Source organism: Hymenobacter endophyticus, assembly GCF_032464715.1.
GTDB lineage: Bacteria > Bacteroidota > Bacteroidia > Cytophagales > Hymenobacteraceae > Hymenobacter > Hymenobacter endophyticus.
Genome location: NZ_JAWDJT010000002.1, coordinates 88,240 through 104,781, shown reverse-complemented (window position 1 = coordinate 104,781; position 16,542 = coordinate 88,240). Strand labels below are relative to the sequence as shown.

18 protein-coding genes are annotated in these 16,542 nt (G+C 58.5%); 9 read left to right on the top strand and 9 right to left on the bottom strand.

Annotated features, from left to right (window positions below; genetic code table 11):
- Positions 1-51 precede the first annotated feature (51 nt).
- Positions 52-1,320: an MFS transporter gene (locus ROI90_RS02755; RefSeq protein WP_315996819.1), complete on the top strand. Its 1,269-nt coding sequence runs from the start codon at positions 52-54 to the stop codon at positions 1,318-1,320.
- A gap of 174 nt (positions 1,321-1,494) precedes the next feature.
- Here the strand turns inward: ROI90_RS02755 and ROI90_RS02750 are convergent, their stop codons facing one another.
- Positions 1,495-3,555 carry a S9 family peptidase gene (locus tag ROI90_RS02750; protein ID WP_315996818.1) on the bottom strand — a complete coding sequence of 687 codons (2,061 nt, stop codon included), beginning with the start codon at positions 3,553-3,555 and terminating at the stop codon, positions 1,495-1,497.
- A 73-nt stretch (positions 3,556-3,628) separates the two neighbouring features.
- Between ROI90_RS02750 and ROI90_RS02745 the strand changes: the two genes are divergently transcribed.
- Both ROI90_RS02745 and ROI90_RS02740 read left to right on the top strand, forming a co-directional pair.
- Positions 3,629-4,540, top strand: coding sequence for a LysR substrate-binding domain-containing protein (locus ROI90_RS02745; protein WP_315996817.1), 912 nt, complete (start codon positions 3,629-3,631; stop codon positions 4,538-4,540).
- A 72-nt stretch (positions 4,541-4,612) separates the two neighbouring features.
- Positions 4,613-5,611, top strand: coding sequence for a YeiH family protein (locus tag ROI90_RS02740; protein ID WP_315996816.1), 999 nt, complete (start codon positions 4,613-4,615; stop codon positions 5,609-5,611).
- 73 nt (positions 5,612-5,684) lie between these two features.
- On the opposite strand, the gene ROI90_RS02735 is transcribed toward ROI90_RS02740, so the two are convergent.
- Positions 5,685-5,861 carry a hypothetical protein gene (locus ROI90_RS02735; protein WP_045688286.1) on the bottom strand — a complete coding sequence of 59 codons (177 nt, stop codon included), beginning with the start codon at positions 5,859-5,861 and terminating at the stop codon, positions 5,685-5,687.
- A gap of 138 nt (positions 5,862-5,999) precedes the next feature.
- On the opposite strand from ROI90_RS02735, the gene ROI90_RS02730 reads away from it, so the two are divergent.
- From ROI90_RS02730 to ROI90_RS02710, 5 genes are all read left to right on the top strand, one after another.
- Positions 6,000-6,245 (top strand): hypothetical protein, encoded by a 246-nt coding sequence (locus tag ROI90_RS02730; protein WP_315996815.1) that lies wholly within the window; start codon positions 6,000-6,002, stop codon positions 6,243-6,245.
- Positions 6,246-6,286: 41 nt separating this feature from the next.
- Positions 6,287-7,012 (top strand): glutathione S-transferase family protein, encoded by a 726-nt coding sequence (locus ROI90_RS02725; protein ID WP_315996814.1) that lies wholly within the window; start codon positions 6,287-6,289, stop codon positions 7,010-7,012.
- Between the two features lie 23 nt (positions 7,013-7,035).
- The gene (locus ROI90_RS02720; protein ID WP_315996813.1) at positions 7,036-8,202 is read left to right on the top strand and encodes an SHOCT domain-containing protein; all 1,167 of its coding nucleotides are present in this window, start codon (positions 7,036-7,038) and stop codon (positions 8,200-8,202) included.
- 95 nt (positions 8,203-8,297) lie between these two features.
- Positions 8,298-9,344, top strand: coding sequence for a DUF3089 domain-containing protein (locus ROI90_RS02715; protein WP_315996812.1), 1,047 nt, complete (start codon positions 8,298-8,300; stop codon positions 9,342-9,344).
- 59 nt (positions 9,345-9,403) lie between these two features.
- Positions 9,404-10,042, top strand: a complete 639-nt coding sequence (locus ROI90_RS02710; protein WP_315996811.1) for a DUF6624 domain-containing protein — start codon at positions 9,404-9,406, stop codon at positions 10,040-10,042.
- Between the two features lie 54 nt (positions 10,043-10,096).
- Here ROI90_RS02710 and ROI90_RS02705 read toward each other — a convergent pair whose 3' ends face one another.
- The 7 genes from ROI90_RS02705 to rplM form a co-directional block, all read right to left on the bottom strand.
- A complete protein-coding gene (locus ROI90_RS02705; protein ID WP_315996810.1) occupies positions 10,097-10,465 on the bottom strand; it encodes a hypothetical protein in 369 nt (122 codons plus the stop codon).
- A 37-nt stretch (positions 10,466-10,502) separates the two neighbouring features.
- Complete coding sequence (locus tag ROI90_RS02700; RefSeq protein WP_315996809.1) at positions 10,503-10,925, bottom strand: hypothetical protein; 423 nt, start codon at positions 10,923-10,925, stop codon at positions 10,503-10,505.
- Positions 10,926-11,071: 146 nt separating this feature from the next.
- Entirely contained in the window at positions 11,072-11,761 is a 690-nt protein-coding gene (locus ROI90_RS02695; RefSeq protein WP_315996808.1) for a carboxypeptidase-like regulatory domain-containing protein, read from the bottom strand.
- Between the two features lie 440 nt (positions 11,762-12,201).
- Positions 12,202-13,041 carry a translation elongation factor Ts gene (tsf, locus tag ROI90_RS02690; RefSeq protein WP_315996807.1) on the bottom strand — a complete coding sequence of 280 codons (840 nt, stop codon included), beginning with the start codon at positions 13,039-13,041 and terminating at the stop codon, positions 12,202-12,204.
- A 143-nt stretch (positions 13,042-13,184) separates the two neighbouring features.
- Positions 13,185-13,952: a 30S ribosomal protein S2 gene (gene rpsB / locus ROI90_RS02685; RefSeq protein ID WP_315996806.1), complete on the bottom strand. Its 768-nt coding sequence runs from the start codon at positions 13,950-13,952 to the stop codon at positions 13,185-13,187.
- Positions 13,953-13,973: 21 nt separating this feature from the next.
- Complete coding sequence (rpsI, locus tag ROI90_RS02680; RefSeq protein ID WP_125417763.1) at positions 13,974-14,360, bottom strand: 30S ribosomal protein S9; 387 nt, start codon at positions 14,358-14,360, stop codon at positions 13,974-13,976.
- A 34-nt stretch (positions 14,361-14,394) separates the two neighbouring features.
- The gene (gene rplM / locus ROI90_RS02675; protein ID WP_125417766.1) at positions 14,395-14,847 is read right to left on the bottom strand and encodes a 50S ribosomal protein L13; all 453 of its coding nucleotides are present in this window, start codon (positions 14,845-14,847) and stop codon (positions 14,395-14,397) included.
- Between the two features lie 176 nt (positions 14,848-15,023).
- Between rplM and ROI90_RS02670 the strand changes: the two genes are divergently transcribed.
- Positions 15,024-16,484, top strand: coding sequence for a hypothetical protein (locus ROI90_RS02670; RefSeq protein WP_315996805.1), 1,461 nt, complete (start codon positions 15,024-15,026; stop codon positions 16,482-16,484).
- The last annotated feature ends 58 nt before the right edge of the window (positions 16,485-16,542 follow it).

Below are 16,542 nucleotides of genomic sequence, written 5' to 3'. Positions count from 1 at the left end.
GCGCAGTGCTATATTCCGCTCTGTTTTACTTTCTCTTTACCTCCTATTGTTGTGGCTGCCCTGGTTCTGCGCGAAAGTACCCGCCTGCGGTATTTTACCTTTTTCTACCTGTATATCATGCAGGGCATTCCGGCTGGCTTTGGGCTGACGGCCGTGGTGAATTACCTGATTGGGCAGGGGCTGAATGCTCCCGTAGTAGCCTCTTTTTCGGCGGCCGTGGGTTTGCCCTGGACGCTGCAGTTTGTATGGGGGCCGCTCATCGACAAATACCAGGAGTCGGTGCTGGGGCAGCGCAAGCAATGGGTGGTACTCACGCAGCTGGTGGCAGTGCTGGCCTCCTTGCTGCTGCTGCTCGTGCACGACCCCGCCGCCCAACTCCGGCTCATGCTGCTGGCTTTCGTGGTACACAGCGTGTTTGCCTCCATTCAGGATGCCAGTGTGGATGCCATTGCCATTGCCGTGGTGCCCGAGGCCGAGCGGGGCCGGGTAAACGCCTTTATGCGGGGTGGCTTTCTGCTGGGCTCCTCCCTCGGGGCGGCCGGCCTGTCGTGGATGCTGCACCGCTACGGCTTTTTTCAGGCGGCGCTGGCGCAGTCGGGGGCCCTGCTGGTTTTTACGGTGCTTACTTTTTTTATCCGGCTGGAGCGCACCGACCGGCTGCTGCCCCGCTTTGGCGCGGTACCCGCCCCAGCCCGCCGCAACGCCGATAATCCGCCCGTAAGCTGGCTATTTCGGGAGCTGCTGCGCGCCATGCTGGAACCTCGGACCCTGCTGCTGTTCGGCATCATTGCCCTTACCTACCTCTGCTTTGGTGCCTTCGGTTGGGCGTATTCCTTCCACCTGATTCAGCAACTACACTGGGCCGATTCAGAAGTGTCAATTCTGCAGGGCAGCTGGGGTAGCGCGGCCACACTAAGCTTGATTGTGGCCGGGGGCGTGCTGGCCGACCGCCTGGGTGCGGCCCGGCTGCAACGCTGGGTGATGCTGGTGTTGGGTAGTTTTCTGCTGGTATTCTGCGCCCTGAGCTTTACCTGGCACTCCAAGCCCGTAGCTACCCTGGGTTTGCTCATCTGGAACATGGCCGACCCCAGCCTGAGCGTGGCCGCGCTGCCCCTACTCATGGGCCTGTGCCGCCCCCGCATCGAAGGCTCCCAGTTTACCACCTACATGGCCCTGGTGAATCTGTGCGGCGTGGCCGGCTCCTACGTTACGGGCTGGGCCCTGAATGTAATGTCGGCCCCAGTGCTGGGCTTCGGGTGCGGCGTGGTGGTGCTGGCGCTGCTGTTCTGGCTGCGTCGGCTGCCCCAGCCGGTTGCCTAGGGGCTTTACCGCCGTGGCAATTTTACGGATAGCGTGCCGGTCCGGCGGGCGGAGCCCGTCGGGCCGGTTGCCGCGTGCTGAGGTGGTGGCGTGTCGTTCAGGTGTCAGTTGGCAGAAAAGCAAAAACGCAAGCCCCGTTGCCAGAGCTTGCGTTTTGGGAGGTGAATCAAGCTTCTACTTCGTAGCGGAAGCTTCCGGCTTGAGCGTGCGGCCCAGCCAGTCGAAGAACACCCGGTTCCAGAGCACCGAGTTCTGGGGTTTGCCAATCCAGTGGCCCTCGTTGGGGAAGTAGAGGAAGCGGCTGGGAATACCGCGCAGCTGGGCCGTACCAAACGCCTCCATGCCCTGGCCCTCGGGCACCCGGAAATCCTTGCCGCCGTGAATCACCAGCAGGGGCGTATCCCAGTTTTTGGCGAACAGCTGGGGGTTGAAGTCGGTGTAGCTCTTATGCTGCGGCGTTTCCCAGGGCGCGGCCCCAATATCCTGCTTGGCGAAGAACATTTCCTCGGTGCTGGGGTACCAGCTGGTGAGGTTGTAGAGGCCACAGTGGGCAATAAACGTCTTGAAGCGGCCTTCGTGCTTGCCGGCCAGCAAATACACCGAGTAGCCGCCGTAAGAAGCCCCCACGCAGCCCAAACGGGCCCTGTCCACGTAGGGCTCGGCACTCACGTTATCGATGGCCGAGAGGTAGTCGCGGATGGGTTGCCCGCCCCAGTCGCCGGAGATGCTGTTGTTCCACTCGGTACCGAAGCCGGGCAGGCCGCGGCGGTTGGGCGCTACCACAATGTAGCCGTTGGCGGCCAGCAGTTGGAAGTTCCAGCGGTACGAAAAGCTCTGCGTAATCGGACTCTGGGGGCCGCCCTGGCAATACAGCAGGGCCGGATACTTCTTGCTGGGGTCGAAATCGGGCGGATAGATGACGTATACCTGCATCTGCTTGCCATCCGTGGTGCGGACCATGCGGGCCTCGGTTTTGCCGGTTTTCACGCCGGCCAGCTCCTGCTCGTTGATATTCGTCAGGGCAGTTTCGCGGCCGGTTTTCAGGTCTACGCGCACTAGGTCGGCGGGCGTGGCCTGGGTGGTTTTGCTGGCAATGGCCACGCCAGGGCCGGCCAGCTCGAAGCTGTTGTAGTTGAAAGCGCCCTTGCTGAGCTGCTGCACCTTGCCGCCCTTGGCGGGCACCGCAAACAGCTGCTCGGTACCTTCCAGCGGGCTCACGAAATAGAGCGTCTTACCATCCAGGCTCCAGCGCACGTTGGCGGCGCTCTGCTCCGAGCCCTTCGTTACGTCCTCGCGCTTTTTGGTCTTGAAATCATATACCACCACCCCGTTGCGGTCCGACTCGAAGCCCGGCGTGGCCATGCTCAGCCAAGCCACCTTGGTGCCGTCGGGCGAGAAAACCGGCTCCGTATCGTAGCCACCCAGGCCTTCGCTCAGGTTCTGGGTCTGGCCGGTGCGCACATCGTAGAGGTAGATGTCGGAGTTGGTGCTTTCGGCCTCGGCCTTGCCCGTGAGCTTGCGCGAGGTGTAGGCCAGCCGGTACCCGTCGGGCGCAAAGTTCAGCTGCTCCGAGCCGCCCAGGGGCTGCAACGGCGAGTCGAACTTCTCCCCGACCATTACGTCCTTGCCGTAGCCGGTGGGCTTGCCATCAGCCCCTAGGGGCTGAAAGAACACGTGCGAGGCTTTGTAGTCGTCCCACACATTCCAGTGGCGGTAGTTCAGGTCATCGATGATTTTGGCGTCGGCCTTGGGCAGGTCGGGGTACCAGTCCTGCACCGATTTGCCGGTTTTTACATCCTGGGTGTACAGTACGAAATTAGCTTTGGGAGCCAGTTTCAGGTTGCTCAACCCCTCCTCGGGGAACTGGCTCAGCAGCTGCTTGTCCGAGCCATCGGCGCTTATCACGTAGAGCTGATCAGTGCCACTTTCTCCGCTCAGGAAGGTCAGCTTGCCATCGGGCCGCCAGTTCAGGGTATTCTCCGAGACGGTAGGCGTGCTGGTCAGCTGACGAGGCGCGCCGCCCGCCACCGGCACCGTCCAGATATCGGACTGCCCTTTGTTGTCGGCCAGGTTGTAGCGCGTAACGGTGTAGGCCACGGTTTTGCGGTCCGGCGACACCTGCATTTCGCCCAGGCGGCCCAGTTTCCAGAGCAGCTCGGGGGTATATACGCTGCCGGTTTGGGCAGCGGCGGCCAGCGGCAGCAGCGCCAGCGCGGTGAGAAGGTTACGTTTCATAGGCTAAATTTAGGCGGTGTTGCAGAAAGCGCGGCACTATTCTTCTGGCTTCTCCTTTCCCGCCGGCCTGCTTATGCCCGATTTTCGTTTGCGCGTGTTCCAGTCGGTGGCCCGGCACCTGAGCTTTACCAAGGCGGCCCAAGAGCTGTTTATCACCCAGCCGGCCATTACCAAGCACATCCGGGAGCTGGAGCGCACCTACGGGCAGCGGCTGTTCGAGCGCCGCGGCAACCGGGTGAGCCTCACCGAGGCCGGGGCCCTGCTGCTCACCCACGCCGATGAGGTGGAGCAGTTGCACCAACACCTGACCGAGCAATTGCACAACCTGCACGGCGAAGCGGCTGGCCGCCTGCGTCTGGGGGCCAGCACCACGCTCAGCCAGTACGTGCTGCCGGCCCTGCTGCCCGGGTTTCAGCACCGCTACCCTCAGGTGCAGCTGACCCTGCTCAACGGCAACTCCGAGCAGATTGCCGAAGCCATTTTGGCCGGGCAGCTCGACCTGGGCTTTGTGGAAGGCCGCTCCAAGAGCCGGGATTTGCACTATGAGCCTCTGCTGGATGATGAGCTGGTAGCCGTGCGCCGCGCCACCGTCGCCGGGCCGCCCGCCCAGCCGCTGGTATTGGCCGAAGCCCTGGCCCACCCGCTGGTGCTGCGGGAGAGGGGCTCAGGTACGCTGGAAGTGCTGGAGTTTGCCCTGCGGGAGCGGGGCATCAAGCCGGCCAGCTTGCAGGTCGTGTTCTACTTTGATAATACCGAGGCCATCAAAACCTACCTGGAGGCCGCGCCCGAAGCTCTGGGGTTTGTGTCGAGGCGGGCCCTGACGCGGGAGCTGGCGGCGGGCCTGCTGGAGGAAGTGCCCATTGCCGGCCTGCAGCTGCGGCGGCAGTTCGAAATACTCTGGCTGCAGGGCCAACCCCTGACCCGGCCCGCCGAGCGGTTTTTGCGGTACGTGCAAGGTGTTATAACTTCAGGTAATAACGCATAACTATTCGGGATTATCGGTAGGGCAGGAGAGGCCGTACTTTTGAGCTGAAGCACCCACTCCAGTTTCCCCTCCGTGAAAGCCACCTTAGCAGCTCCCACCCGCGTTTCAGTCGCGCCCACTCTCCCGCCCGACGATCTTCACCGCAACCACCGGCAACAGCTGGCCCGCATCGGCTTCGGGCTGGTGCTGGTGTTTTGCCTGACGCCCTGGGCTTCGCCGCCGCTGGCCCTGGCCCTGGGGCTGGTGCTGGCCCAAACCCTCGGCAACCCGTTTCCCACGTTCACCAAGCAGTACACGGCCAAACTGCTGCAGTACTCGGTTATCGGGCTGGGCTTTGGCATGAATGCGCACTCGGCGGTGCAGGCCGGGCGGCAGGGCATTCTGTTCACCATCTGCTCCATTGCCGGCACGCTGCTGCTGGGCTACGCGGCGGGGCGCTGGCTGAAGCTGGGCCGCCACGTTACCCATCTTATTTCCTGCGGCACTGCCATTTGCGGAGGCTCGGCCATTGCAGCCGTGGGCCCGGTTTTGCGCGCCAAGGATGAGGAAATGTCGGTGGCGCTGGCCACGGTGTTTGTACTCAATGCCCTTGCGCTGTTCGCTTTTCCGGCCATCGGGCACTCGTTCAGCCTCACCCAGCAGCAGTTCGGCCTGTGGTGCGCCATTGCCATTCACGATACGTCCTCGGTGGTAGGAGCCGCAACGGCCTACGGTAAAGAGGCCCTGGAAGTCGCAACCACCGTAAAGCTGGCCCGCGCCCTCTGGATTATTCCCGTAGCGCTGGGCACGGCCATGCTCTTCAAGCAAAAGGATGTAAAAGTGAAGATTCCTTACTTCATCCTGGGCTTTATCGGGGCCATGCTGCTGAACACGTACGTGCCCGCCACGCACGTAGTAGGCCCCTGGCTGGTGCAGGCGGCCCGGATGGGCCTCACGGTTACCCTGTTCTTTATTGGGGCCGGCTTGTCTATGAAGGCTATCCGCTCAGTGGGGCCGAAACCGTTTGCCTTGGGCGTGCTGCTCTGGTTGGTCATTTCCTCGGCCTCTCTGTACGTGATTCTGCACGCCTGAACCAAGTAGTGTAAGAGAGCAGAAAGCCCCGCCGAAAACTTCGGCGGGGCTTTCTGCTCTATCGAACATCAGGCTAATTCTTGCGGCCCGAGCCGCTCTTCTTGCCGCCCCCGTCTTGTTTATTAACGGTGGCCCAAGCGCGTTTTTCGGCTTCTTCCTCCGAAAGGCCGCGCTTCTCGTAGCTTTCTTCAATGTGTTCAGCCTGCCGCTTCTGCTTGTCGGTGTAGGCCGATTTATCTCCCTGGGGCATGATGCAAATGGGTTAGAAGTGAAACAACCACGTACTACCAGGCAGTACGCGCCCGGGGTGGCCGTGTTATGTTGAGCTCCAGAACCGGGTTGCGGGCCGGTGCGTATCTTCGCCCCACTTAACTGCCCTGCTACTCCTATGCGTCAGCTCGCCATTATTCCGCACTCCGAGGCCAAAATCACCCTGTTCAACTGGAACGGCAAGTACCTCATCAAGCTGGAAAAAGGCTCCTTCGAGCAAACCTATAAGGTAAGCGAGCTGGACCTAACCAGTGAGGATGATATTCACCAATTGCTGGACGAGGAGTTTGTGCAGGCGGCAGTGCAGCGCTTCAAAGGCATGCAGCAGGATTTGCAGGCCGCCTTCGACCGGCACGGTATTTAATGCGGAGTTATACTCAGCTTCCCTCCCTAACTCGCCTACCTATGAAACGGCTCCTTCACTATCTTCTGCTCCTGCCCGTTCTGTTAGGCCCTGTGGCCGTGCGCGCCCAGCTCTACGAAGTGCGCACCAGCAGCGTAAACGTGGAAAAGCGGGAGCGGGAAGCCCTGAAAGTACAGATTGACGGCACTGCCCAATGGACGCGCGACTTCTGGCAGCGCTGGCTCAAGGACACGTACAACATCAAGCTGAAAGGCGACGGGGTGTTTGGCGTGGGCAAAAAGGACGTGCTGGCTGCCAAGCAGGTGCCCATGTCCAGCGTTACGGGCAAGCTGCTGGATCTGTACTCCACCGTTACGGCCCCCGCCGACACGGTAGCCGAGCTGTCGGTGTGGGCTGCTATGGGCCCCGATTCCTTCTTGTCCTCGTCTGGTACGCCCTCCGAGTTTAGCTCCCTGCGCAGCATGGTGCAGAGCTTTGCCGCCGCTGCCCGTCTGCAAGCCTACCGGGAGCAGATTTCGGAAGCCGAAAAGCAGCTGACCGCCGCCGAGAAAGACAAGGACAAGCTGGAAAAGGAACGGGTTAGCCTGGCCGGCAACACCAAAGCCAACCTGGAGAAAATCGAGCAGCTGAAAAAGCAGAACATTGATAATAAGCTCAAATTGGCCGAAGACTCCGTAAAGCTGCTCGATAACGCCCGCCTCATGGAACTGCGTAAACAGCAGTTGGAGCGCCGCCGCGCCCGCCTCACCAACCTCGACCGGAAATAACCCTGCCGCCGCTTCCCCCTCTCATGGACAAAGATTCTGCCCTCGACACCCTGCGCCAGCTCAAGGAGTGGCTGGATGCCGGCACCATTACGCAACAGGAGTTTGACGCCCTGAAGCAGAAGCTGGTGTTCAACCAAACGCCCGCCCCTGCGGCTACTCCGCCTGCGACCTATGTTCCGCCAGGTTCTCCCACGCCGCCCAGCGCCCCGCCCGTACCGTCTACCCCTGCCGCGCACGAGCCGACCACCATGGCCGCGCCCGTTTCGGAGCCCCTGCTGCCGCCCGTTACCACTGAGCCTGTTCCCGCCTATACCCAGCCGCTGCCACCCACGCCACCCGTTACTACACCGGGCTTTTCGCACCCCCTGGAAGCGGGTCGGCCCGTGGCCTCACCCAGCCAGGATGATGCTTTCGTAACTTCCACCGCCCCGGCTGCGGAGGAAGAATACGTAGAGGACACCGCGTACACGGCCCCGGCCAAGAGTCCGCTGGGTACCATTCTGGTGGTAGGTGGTATTGTGCTGCTGCTGGCGCTGGTGGCGTATCTGATGCTGGGCAACCGGGAATCGGAGCGCCTGACCAGCACCACCCGCACTGCCGCCGACTCCCTAGCTACCAACCCCGAAGTCGGCCCCCAGACCGAGCAGATTGAGCTGCCCCCGGCAGCCGCGCCCGAAACCATCCGCGTAGCCCCGGCCGTGCCCGTTGCCCCCGTCGATTCAGTTGCTACTGCTGCTCCCGCCCCCGCTCCTGCGGAAACAGCTCCGGTGGCCCCATCTGCCACCGATGAGGGTGCCGCCCAAAACCGGATAGAAAGCACGCTGCAGAACTATTACTCCGATTTGCAGGCGGCTCCTTTCTCCGCCACGGCCTATTTCGCCCCCAAGGTGGAGCGGTTTTATCTGCAGCAGAACACCACCCCGGCGGCCATCAACGCCGAGTTGGAGAAAACCCATTTTCCCGAATTCCTGGAAGGCCAGACCACTATTGAGCCGGGCACGCTCAAGGTGAGCCCGCCGGTGGCCGATGGTTCCCGCGTTGTCACCTTTGTGGAGCGCAGCACAGCCCTGCGCCAGTCGTTGCAGAAGCGCCAGCAAACGGCGGCGCAGGTACGGGTGCGCTTTGATAAGAACTTCAAAATTGTGTACCTGCGCCAGGAAAAACTGCTCGAAAATAACTTTATCGACTAGCTGCGCGGCTTTGCTGCCTCGCCTGTACGCCCGCCGCCTGCAACCGGCGGCGGGCGTTAGTGTTGTTAGCTTCCGCCGATTTGCTATTCCGTTGTATGCGCTTTTACGTTTTCTGCTTACTTATTTCCGGTGCTGTCCTGCTGAGTTCCTGCCTGAGTGTGCTGAAGCCTGCTAAGGACTTTGCCCGGGCCCCCACGCCGGAAGCTCCCGATTACCGCATGGAAGGCAATTGGGCCGCCCTGCCCGACCGGCGCGACTCGGCCGACGTGGTGCCGCGCGGCACCCTGCTCCGGGACCGGCAGCGCGACGCCCCCGCCGATGTGTTTTTCATTCACCCCACTACCTACTACTGGCGCAAGCAGTGGAACGCCAGCCTCACCGATGAGCGCCTGAACCGCTTCACCGATGAGTCGGTGATTCGGGGGCAGGCCACGGCTTTCAACGGTACGGCCCGCGTGTATGCGCCCCGCTACCGCCAGGCCACGCTATTTTCCTTTTTCGATACCAAGGACGAGAGCGGGCAGGAGGCCATCGACCTGGCTTACTCCGACGTGAAAACGGCCTTCCAGTTCTACCTCGATAATTACAACAGTGGCCGCCCCATCATCATTGCCGGCCACAGCCAGGGCACGGTGCACGCCACCCGCCTCCTGCACGATTTCTTTGACGAGAACCCCAGGCTGCGCCGCCAGCTGGTGGCGGCCTACCTCATTGGCTTCAAGGTAAAACCCGACGAGTACCAGGTATTGCGCCCTTGCGAAGACTCCACCCAAACCGGCTGCTTTGTGGCCTGGAATACGGTGGCCTGGGGCAATACGTATGCGCCCTTCGCCAACGGGGTGGCCGTAAACCCGCTTACTTGGTCGCGGGATACGGCTACGGCCCCGGCCCGCCTCAACCTCGGCGGCGTCCCCCACAGCTTTGACCAGCAGAACAAGCGTGTAGTGGATGCCAAGGTACAGGATGGACTAATATGGGTGCATCCGCCCGTGGCTAAAGGCTACCCCCGGTTCCTGCTGCCCGGCCACCCTGAGCTGCGCCACTCCTTTCACATTGCCGATTATGGCCTGTTCTATACCAACATCCGCCAGAACGCCGGGGCCCGCGTGCGCGCCTACCGTATGCTTCTGAATGGGCAGTAAGCAATGGCAGGAACTGTTCGGCTATTCTCTATTACCTATCGTCACCATCTAGTGCTGCTATGAAACAGCTGCTCACCTTACTGGTCTTGCTGAGGATAAGTAGCGGAGTTTCCGCGCAAACTGCCAGCCCCCGTTACCCCGCCCTTAGCCGCACCCTCGATAGTCTGGCATTCGTTGACCAGTGGCCCATGCAGCGCATGTTTCAGCAGCTGCCCGATAGTGCCGGGCGCAATTTAGAAGACGTGGAAAAGGCCAATTATGCCCGCCACCAGCCCGTGCTGGAGGCTATCATCCGGCGTTTCGGCTACCCTGGTTTCAAGGAAGTAGGTGAGAAAAGCGCCAACAACTTCTGGCTCTTGGTGCAGCACGCTGATGCCCACCCGGACTTCCAGCGGCGCATCCTCAAGCTGATGCTGGCCGAAGTACAGCGCAAAAATGCCAGTGCTGTCAACTATGCCTATCTCACTGACCGCGTAGCCGTCAACGCCGGTAACCCTGAGGAATACGGTACGCAGGTGGTGTATGAGGGCGTAGGCACGCCAACTGCCAAAGCGGTGCCCAAGTCATTGCGCGACCCTGCCCGCGTCAACCAGCGCCGCGCCGCCATTGGGATGGAGCCGCTGGAAAACTACTTGAACATGATGACGCAGATGCACCGCGAGATGAACAAGCCAAAGCCGGCAGGGCCACAGCTGTAACGCAAAAAGCCCTGCTGGTAGCTACCAGCAGGGCTTTTTTTGTTTAGTCCAAGCTTAGTTCAGAACCGCCGTCTGGCTTTTCAGAATCTGACGAGCCATGGCCAGGTTTGTATCCCGGGAGTTAACAGCCAGATAAATGAATTTGCCGCCGTCAGCCGACAGCTTCAACAGGTGCAACTGGTCCGTCAGCGTCAGCAGAATGTCCTGAATCGTCTGGTCCAGCTTCAGGGCCTGAATTGCTTTCAGCTTCTGCTTTACTACTTCCGTGTTGTAAGCAGCAGCAGTTTCTGCGTCAAACGAAGCCAGATTAGAGTGGTGGGCCAGGGGCATACCAGTTTCGGTTTCTACCACAGCTACTGCCACCAGTGAAGGCAGTTCTTTCAGGATGTTCTGGATAGCTTGGTTGGGGGTAATGGTTGACATGGTCAAAAGAAAAAATGTTGAGAAAATTCAGTAGTAATCAGGCAGTGCAACGTCGCATCACCTCCCGCACTAAAGCTAGGTTGGCATCAGCAATCCGCACTACCACGTAGCACAGCCATCGGCCATCAGAGGCAAGGCGCAGGCAATGCTGCTGGTCTTCCAGCAAAAGCACAAAGTCCGTCAGGTTCTGGTCGGAAAGCCAAGGTTGCGTCAGAAATTGCCGGGTTTGCCGAATGTTGGCGGCATAGCGGCTATTGAGCTTGTAGGGGTCGAGGAGGGCAGTAGCCGTGTAGGCTGCCATCGTTTTACCCGACTGGACTTCTACCACCGCCATGGCCAGCAGTTCCGGTAGCTCCCGCAAAATAGCTGTCAGAAGTACTTCTGCCTTCTGGCGCTCTATCCCTGAGGCATCTCCCGTAATTTTCTTCACAGTGAACTTGTGCAGAAAAGGAAGTCTCATGTAACTGATTCTGGGCGTAAAAAAGGAGGCAGCCTCGAAGCAAATTCCTCCTGAAATGACTGTAGCACTGTAAAATGCTGCATATCACATCAACCTACCGCAGAGAAGAGTGCGCTGAAGTCCAGCACCCTCTTCTCTACGGTAAGTTAAAAGAACAACCAGCGCTTCCTGGCTACGGCTTTGCCCGCCTTTGGCAGCAAAGTCACGTTAGCAGTAGCACCGCTGCGCACCAGCATTTCCTCCTCCAAGTAGCCGGCGTAACCGTACTGCAATGTGGATTTCTGGTTGGCGGGGAGCCGGAGGGTATACTTGCCCTCTGCGTCAGTGCTTACACCGCGGTGGGTGCCCTTCTGCAGTACCGTTGCCCCAATCAGCGGATGGCCATTCTCATCCAGAATACGGCCCTGCACGGCTACCATGCGCACCGCATTGGCAGTTCCGGCTTCAACTGGCATTTCGATGGCATCAGTCACTACCGGCGTGTTTTCAGTGGGCGTATTTACGGTAGCTGGCAGATTGTTGCTGGCGAATACAGCGCCGCTGACAACTACTCCGCCAATTAGCAAGGAGGCAGCCCGCCGCCGAAACCGCTCGGGCTCCGTGCGGATCAGGTCAAATTGGCGCTGCACCCAGCCCACAGGCTGTACAGTGTGGCCTTTCTGGCTCATCTCATAGAAACGGCGGAGTACCTCGTCACCTTTCTCCTTGTGTTCTTTTAAAAATCCATCTACCAACGCAGTATTTTCACTGCTCAAGTCGCCCCGCAAATAGGCGTCTCGGTAGGCGGGCAACAACTCACCCGTGGCCGAGTGAAAAGGGTAAGCACTTAGTTTCATAATGGGAAAAATTAGGTGTGGTATGTCGGCTCAGGTTATAACAAGAATGAACGCAAAATTGTGTTATAAACTTGATTTATAGCCTCTAGAAAAGCACAACACGCTTTTATATTCGTCGAGTACGGTATCTGGCAGGCTTAAGTTCTATTTATTGCGGACAAAAAGCGTTGTTTCATAATGGGAATTAAACATTGGAAATTGCATATATTGCCGGGGATTATACAATAAATTATATTCAATGATTTTAAGATTATAAATATGCACTTACACAGTTCGGCTTACCATGCGGATGCCAGTAAGTAAATTTATTTTCTACAGTCGAGCTTGGAATAATACTACTGATGAGCTTTCTGAAGTGTGGCTTTCACCGCCGTAGCCAAAAAACAGAAAGCCCGCCGGTCATATGACCGGCGGGCTTTCTGTTTTCCTGAAAACAGGTGCTAACCTACAATGGCTACACGCTTGAAGTCAGAGATGGTTAAGCCTTTCTGCGTCTTATCGAGCAGCTGGCTGATGGTAACCGAGTTGTCCTTCACGAACTCCTGATTGAGCAGGGTGTTCTCTTTGTAGAACTTGTTGAGCTTACCCTGGGCAATTTTCTCCAGCATCGCCTCGGGCTTGCCTTCAGCGCGGGCCTGCTCTTTACCAATTTCGATTTCGCGCTCGATAGTAGCAGCATCAACGCCGTCTTTGTCGAGGGCTACGGGCTTCATAGCCACAATCTGCATGGCTACGTCGCGGCCTACGGTGGCTACGTCGGCACCACCTACGTTCTTCATGGCCACCAGAACGCCCTTCTTGTTGTCGGAGTGGATGTAAGAAGCAACTTTCTCGGCAGTTACGTTTTCGTAGGCAACTACGTCCAGCTTCTCACCAATTTTGCCCATCAGGTCGGTGATGTGCTCCTGCAGCGAGCGGCCGTCCTCCTGGGAAGCAGCCAGCAGCTCTTCCTTAGTAGCAGCGTTGGTTTTCACGGCCGTAGCCAGAATCTGCTGCGCCAGGTTTTTGAAGTCGTCTACTTTCGCAACGGGCTCAGTTTCGCAAGCCAAGGCTACCAGTTTGCCATTGGTGCCGTCTTCGCTTACAGCCGCCAGCACGAGGCCTTCGGCAGTAGCGTTTTCAGCACGCTTGTCGGCAATTTTCTGACCTTGCTTACGCAGAATGTCGCGGGCGGCTTCGAAGTCACCATCGGCTTCGGTCAGGGCTTTTTTGCAATCCATCATGCCGGCACCAGTCATGGTGCGCAGCTTGTTCACGTCTGCGGCGGTAATAGCGGCCATTGTTGTGAGGTATATGTGGTTTGAGAGGGTGTTGATCAGGTATAGCCGGCACATGCGCAAAAGGCGGCACCTGTAGCTAAAGAAAAAGGGAACACCGGAGCCGAGTGCTTCGCATGTTCCCTTTTCCGTGGAGGGCAGCTAGCCTATTCGTCGGCTGCTTGCTTCTCCTGGATGCCTTCGTCTTCGGCTTGCTTCTTGTCGGCGTCTTCCTTGTCGACTTTCCGCTCCGACAGACCATCTTCGATAGCCTTGCCAATCAGGCTCACGATGAGCTGAATGGATTTGGAGGCATCGTCGTTGGCGGGAATAGCGAACTGTACCGACTCGGGGTTGGAGTTCGTGTCGCAGATAGCAAATACCGGAATACCCAGTTTCTGAGCTTCTTTCACGGCAATGTGCTCACGCTTCACGTCCACCACGAACAGGGCAGCGGGCAGGCGGCTCAGGTCGGCAATGCCGCCCAGTACGCGCTCCAGCTTCTCCCGCTCGCGCGACATCATCAGCTTCTCGCGCTTGGCAAGGGCCGCGTAGGCCGTGTTTTCCTTCACCATCTTGTCAATGGTGCTCATTTTCTTCAGCGACTTGCGTACGGTGGTGAAGTTGGTGAGCATGCCACCCAACCAACGGTCCGTAACGAAAGGCATTTTCAGGCGCTTGGCTTCTTCGGTAACAATCTCCTGCGCCTGCTTTTTGGTGGCCACGAACAGCACCTTGCGGCCGCTTTTGGCGATGTTGCGGATAGCCGCAGCAGCGTGGTCCAGCGAAGCCAGGGTTTTGTTCAGGTCAATGATATGGATGCCGTTCTTCTCCATGAAGATATACGGCGCCATTTTCGGGTCCCACTTGCGCGTAAGGTGACCAAAGTGGGCACCGGCATCAAGCAGTTCTTTATACGTGGTGGTCTGAGCCATGATAGGGTTCCTCTGGAAGTATTAGCGTTTCGAGAACTGGAACGAACGACGAGCTTTACGCTTACCGAATTTCTTACGTTCCACCATGCGCGGGTCACGGGTCAGGAAGCCTTCTTTCTTCAGGGCGGGACGAACTTCGTCGTTGTCGCCTACGAGGGCTTTCGAGATGGCCAGACGGATGGCTTCAGCCTGAGCCGAGATGCCACCACCGCGTACGTTCACCTTAATGTCGTACTGGCCGACTTGCTCGACCGTCGCCAAAGGCTGGTTCACGATGTTTTCCAGGAGCTCATTGCTGAAGTAAGCCTTGATGTCCCGGCCGTTGATAGTGATATTCCCTTGCCCGGCCTGCATGTAAATGCGGGCCACCGAGGTTTTTCTTCTACCAGAGGTATTGGAGATTTCCATTAAGTGAAGAGTTAAAAGGGGGCCGACTAACGGCTTAGAGATTCGTGAAAGAAACAGCTTTGGGCTGTTGCGCTTCGTGGGGGTGAGCGGTACCGGCGTACACGTACAGGTTGCGGAACTGCTCGGCACCCAGTTTGTTGCCTTGCAGCATGCCCCGTACGGCGTGCTCAATCACGCGGGTCGAGTCCTTGGCTTTCTTGTCGCGCAGGTTGATGCGCTTCTGTCCGCCGGGGTAGCCCGAGTGGGTGATGTAGATTTTGTCGGTCAGCTTTTTGCCGGTTACGCGCAGGTTATCAGCATTGATAACGATGACGTTGTCGCCACAATCAGAATTGGGCGTAAAGGAGGGCTTGTGCTTGCCACGCAGCATGTTGGCAATTTGGCTGGCCAGACGACCCAGGGTAGCGTCGGCAGCATCAACCACAACCCAGCCCTTGTTGGCGTTGGCTTTGTTGACGGATACCGTCTTGAAGCTCAAATGATCCATTGGGGAGGAGGATAAGCGTTTGAAAATGAAGAAGAAGCCGAACACAGTTCGGGGAAAACGGACACAAAGTTACCGGCTTTCTGCCAATATGCAAGCTAACAGGTAATTATTGCGCCTGAAGGGGTTGAGTAGTGTAGTTTGGGCTCTATGGGGAGGGTCTGTACTTTTACCACATTATGTCGTTATTCTCTTCTCGCCCACAGATACCCGAACCAGTTGGTGCCAACAGATGGGCGTATTATTTGCTGGCACTGCTACTGATTGTTTCAGCGAGTCTGGTGTTCATCACGCAGAACACTTACGACTCCAGCGACAGTATTATGCACTACCTCTTTGCCCGGTACGCTTTTCAGCATCCGGTCAACTTTCTGGAGTCGTGGTCGAAACCGTTGGTGGTGCAGTTGATGGCACTACCGGCGCAGTTGGGTCTGCGGAGCGTAATGGTGCTACAGTGTGTACTGACGGCTGCGGCGGCCGCGGCGGCGTACGACGCGGCCTGTAGGCTGCGGCTACCGTGGCCCTGGCTGGCTATTGTGTGTTGCTACGCCTCTCCCGATTACTTTCGCATCCAGTTCTCGGGCCTGACTGAACCTACTTTCAGCGTAGTATTGATGGCCGCCGTGGCGCTGGCGCTACGGGGCCGGGTAGCGTGGGGCGCGGCTATTATTTCCTTTCTGCCTTTTGCCCGCTCCGAAGGCTTTTTGTTGCTGGCGGTGTACGGCTTTTACCTGCTAGTGAGCCGCAACTGGCGGGCGTTGCCGTGGCTGGGGCTGGGTTTCGTGGTGTATGGGGTGGCCGGGCTGTTTGTGTACCAGGATTTCTTGTGGGTGTTTACGCGCAACGCCTATCCGGTCCGTAACGAGTTGTACGGCAGCGGCGGGTGGCTGCACTTCATCCGGAGCCTGCCCGGAACAATTGGCTGGGTGCAGTATGGCTTATTTTGGCTGGGTGGCGGACGCATGCTGTGGGAGTGGCTAAGGCCCACCGCCCGGCTGCGTCCGGAGCTGTTCACTGCCGACTTATTACTGGTGTACGGCTGCGTGATGGTATTCATTGGAGCCCATACTGTGTTTTGGGTGTTCGGTATTTTTGGTTCGTTTGGGCTTACTCGAGTGCTGTGCAGTGTGGTGCCGCTACTGAGCCTGATTGTCTTACGTGGAGCATGGGTACTGGCAGGGCTAGGAGGTACATCACTCAGGCGACAACAGATACTGGCAGTCCTCGCACTTGGAGTTGTCGTATTTGTCTTCTCCGGAGCCCGTGCCGGCCTACGCTGGCAGCGGGACTTCGGCAGGCCTTCAGACCAACTTCTGGCTGAAGCCGCCGCCCAGTGGAGTCACGCCAAACACCCTCCACATGTAGTCTACTCGCATCCCTACTTCTCCCTCGCGCTGGGTACAGATCCGTTTGGGAGTTACACAAGTAAAATAGAGGATCTTCGCGACCCTAATCAGGCAATACCAGTCGGCTCGCTTATTTTCTGGGATGAATGGTATGGGGGTATGGAAGGACAGACCTCTCTGGAGTCGTTGCTGACCAACCCCAACTACCAAGTTCGCTGGCAGAACGCTATGCCGCGCAATCGGCAGAAGCCTACCGCCGATTCTGTGCGGATGGTCATATTCGAAAAAATATAGCTTACCGGTAAATACAGCAAAAGCGGCCGTTTACGGCCGCTTTTGCTGTATTTACCGG

Bases quoted from the DNA above. Each gene is read 5' to 3' on its own strand.
- ROI90_RS02750 (WP_315996818.1), bottom strand. From the start codon at position 3,555: ATGAAACGTAACCTTCTCACCGCGCTGGCGCTGCTGCCGCTGGCCGCC.
- ROI90_RS02715 (WP_315996812.1), top strand. From the start codon at position 8,298: ATGCGCTTTTACGTTTTCTGCTTACTTATTTCCGGTGCTGTCCTGCTG.
- ROI90_RS02730 (WP_315996815.1), top strand. From the start codon at position 6,000: ATGCGTCAGCTCGCCATTATTCCGCACTCCGAGGCCAAAATCACCCTG.
- ROI90_RS02720 (WP_315996813.1), top strand. From the start codon at position 7,036: ATGGACAAAGATTCTGCCCTCGACACCCTGCGCCAGCTCAAGGAGTGG.
- ROI90_RS02745 (WP_315996817.1), top strand. From the start codon at position 3,629: ATGCCCGATTTTCGTTTGCGCGTGTTCCAGTCGGTGGCCCGGCACCTG.
- tsf (WP_315996807.1), bottom strand. From the start codon at position 13,041: ATGGCCGCTATTACCGCCGCAGACGTGAACAAGCTGCGCACCATGACT.
- rpsI (WP_125417763.1), bottom strand. From the start codon at position 14,360: ATGGAAATCTCCAATACCTCTGGTAGAAGAAAAACCTCGGTGGCCCGC.
- ROI90_RS02670 (WP_315996805.1), top strand. From the start codon at position 15,024: ATGTCGTTATTCTCTTCTCGCCCACAGATACCCGAACCAGTTGGTGCC.
- ROI90_RS02700 (WP_315996809.1), bottom strand. From the start codon at position 10,925: ATGAGACTTCCTTTTCTGCACAAGTTCACTGTGAAGAAAATTACGGGA.
- ROI90_RS02710 (WP_315996811.1), top strand. From the start codon at position 9,404: ATGAAACAGCTGCTCACCTTACTGGTCTTGCTGAGGATAAGTAGCGGA.
- ROI90_RS02725 (WP_315996814.1), top strand. From the start codon at position 6,287: ATGAAACGGCTCCTTCACTATCTTCTGCTCCTGCCCGTTCTGTTAGGC.
- rpsB (WP_315996806.1), bottom strand. From the start codon at position 13,952: ATGGCTCAGACCACCACGTATAAAGAACTGCTTGATGCCGGTGCCCAC.
- ROI90_RS02705 (WP_315996810.1), bottom strand. From the start codon at position 10,465: ATGTCAACCATTACCCCCAACCAAGCTATCCAGAACATCCTGAAAGAA.
- ROI90_RS02695 (WP_315996808.1), bottom strand. From the start codon at position 11,761: ATGAAACTAAGTGCTTACCCTTTTCACTCGGCCACGGGTGAGTTGTTG.
- rplM (WP_125417766.1), bottom strand. From the start codon at position 14,847: ATGGATCATTTGAGCTTCAAGACGGTATCCGTCAACAAAGCCAACGCC.
- ROI90_RS02735 (WP_045688286.1), bottom strand. From the start codon at position 5,861: ATGCCCCAGGGAGATAAATCGGCCTACACCGACAAGCAGAAGCGGCAG.